The sequence below is a fragment of the Citrobacter sp. wls827 genome (genome assembly GCF_005280875.1).
GTDB lineage: Bacteria > Pseudomonadota > Gammaproteobacteria > Enterobacterales > Enterobacteriaceae > Citrobacter > Citrobacter youngae.
The window spans coordinates 109,338-111,215 of record NZ_SZWR01000023.1 but is presented as its reverse complement, the minus strand read 5'-3'; the positions used below and the strand labels follow the sequence as shown (position 1 = coordinate 111,215).

Below are 1,878 nucleotides of genomic sequence, written 5' to 3'. Positions count from 1 at the left end.
AGGCGGCTAAGTCCTCTTTCGTCATCAGCCCGCCGTTTTTCTGCATTTCCTCCGCAATCTGATCGGCAATCGCCCCTTTATAAAACGCATCCGGACCATTTTCGGCAATCATCTCGAGGCTTTTCGCCAGGTTCGTTTGCACCAGCCTGTCGCCCTTTTTCAGCGGCTCGCCGTCTTTCCAGAAAATGGCTTTACTGTTCTCGTGATTAGGGATCACTTCGCTGCCATAGGTTTTCAGATCGTCGGCCAGCGCGTCGTTAACCACAAAGCCTTCTTCCGCCAGCTTCATTGCCGGGCGCACGACTTTGTTCAGCGGCATCGTGCCGTATTTCTCCAGCGCCAGCGAGAAACCCGCCACGGTACCCGGCGTACCGGATGCCAGATGTGAGGTTAGCGACTTTTTCGCATCGGCGTTGCCCTGTTCATCAAGGAACATATCACGGGTCGCGCCAGCGGGAGCCATTTCACGAAAATCGATCGCCTTGGTGTTACCGTCTTTGGTACGCAGCAGCATAAACCCACCGCCGCCCAGATTACCCGCCTGTGGATGCGTCACCGCCAGCGCGTAGCCCACGGCAACAGCGGCATCAACGGCATTCCCGCCCTGTTTCAGAATATCCACCCCAACCTGGGTGGCTAAAGCATCTACGGAAGCCACCATCCCCTGTTGCGCGCGAACGGGATGGAACACATCTTCCTCGACACCGTAGGATACCGGCGGTGGCGCAGCCGGCGCGGCAGCCACGCTAAAACAACTTCCTGAGAGCAGAGCAGCAATGGCTACCCAGCGTAAAAACGTCGGTTTTATCATCGTTATTCTCCAGATGTACGGGGGTCGGCCCCCACTAAGCCTGGTGCATAACTCTGAAATAATCATCGTAACGGCGAGAAAGGAGTAAACTTAAACGATCCCCGAGAGGAGAAAAGCGATGAAACGACTCTTACTTTTAGCCATGCTCTTGCCGTTTGCTGGCTTTGCACAGCCCATCAACACCATGAATAACCCGAATCAACCCGGTTATCAGATCCCGAGTCAGCAGCGTATGCAAACCCAAATGCAATCACAGCAGATTCAGCAGAAAGGGATGCTCAACCAGCAGTTGCAAACGCAGACGCGCATGCAGCAACAGCATATGGAAAACCAAATCAACACGAACACCCAGCGCGTGCTGCAGTCTCAGCCGGGCGAGTTGAATCCTGGACAGCAGCAAATGCTGCCTAACAGTAACGGTGGGATGTTGAGTGGAACCCGTAATCCGGACAGCTCGCTCAATAAGCAACATATGCTGTCGGAGAAAAAGAACGGCGACATGCTGAAGCCCTCCAGCACGCCGCAACCTAACGTTCCGTTAAAAACAATTGGGCCTTAACTGGGCTGGAAATCCGGGCCAATCGTATCAATGGCATCGGTACAGATGCAGTCCACACCCCAGCGCAGCAGTTCTGCCGCGCGCTGGGGTCGGTTGACGGTATACACCAGAATACGTAGCCCCGCATCGCGCAGCGCATCCACGCGCGCCTCATCCAGCAGCTTATGATTAAGATGAATAGAGACGCAGCCAAGCCGCGTGGTCAGCTCGCGCCAGTCTTCGCGCCATTCATCCAGCAGCAAACCTCTCGGCAGTTCAGGCACCGCCTGTTGCGCCGCTTCAAGCGCGTCAATTTCAAAGGATGACAACAGTGGTGGCGTCATTCCCGCCCACAGTTCCCGCGCGGCCAGCGCCACGACCTTCCCGGTGAGCGCCCCCGTCCCGGTGGTGGGTTTGATCTCAATATTTGCCATCATGCCGTGCTGGCGACAGCGCTCAGCAACTTGCGAGAGCAGCGGCAACGGTTCGCCTTTAAACTCACCGCTAAACCAGCCGCCGGCATCCACGC

3 protein-coding genes are annotated in these 1,878 nt (G+C 56.2%); 1 reads left to right on the top strand and 2 read right to left on the bottom strand.

Annotation, left to right across the window (positions count from 1 at the left end; translation table 11 throughout):
• A partial coding sequence (locus FDX03_RS23705) for a gamma-glutamyltransferase (RefSeq protein ID WP_249357126.1) occupies nucleotides 1-811 on the bottom strand: 811 nt, incomplete at its 3' end.
• 118 nt (nucleotides 812-929) lie between these two features.
• On the opposite strand from FDX03_RS23705, the gene FDX03_RS19995 reads away from it, so the two are divergent.
• A complete protein-coding gene (locus FDX03_RS19995) occupies nucleotides 930-1,370 on the top strand; it encodes a DUF2756 family protein (RefSeq protein WP_003023456.1) in 441 nt (146 codons plus the stop codon).
• Here the strand turns inward: FDX03_RS19995 and ugpQ are convergent.
• Nucleotides 1,367-1,878 (bottom strand): glycerophosphodiester phosphodiesterase (ugpQ, locus tag FDX03_RS19990; protein WP_249357125.1); only part of this gene is annotated, 512 nt, incomplete at its 5' end. The two genes, FDX03_RS19995 and ugpQ, sit on opposite strands and share 4 nt — an antisense overlap.

Coding starts and splice junctions, on each gene's coding strand:
- FDX03_RS19995 (WP_003023456.1), top strand. CDS start 930: ATGAAACGACTCTTACTTTTAGCCATGCTCTTGCCGTTTGCTGGCTTT.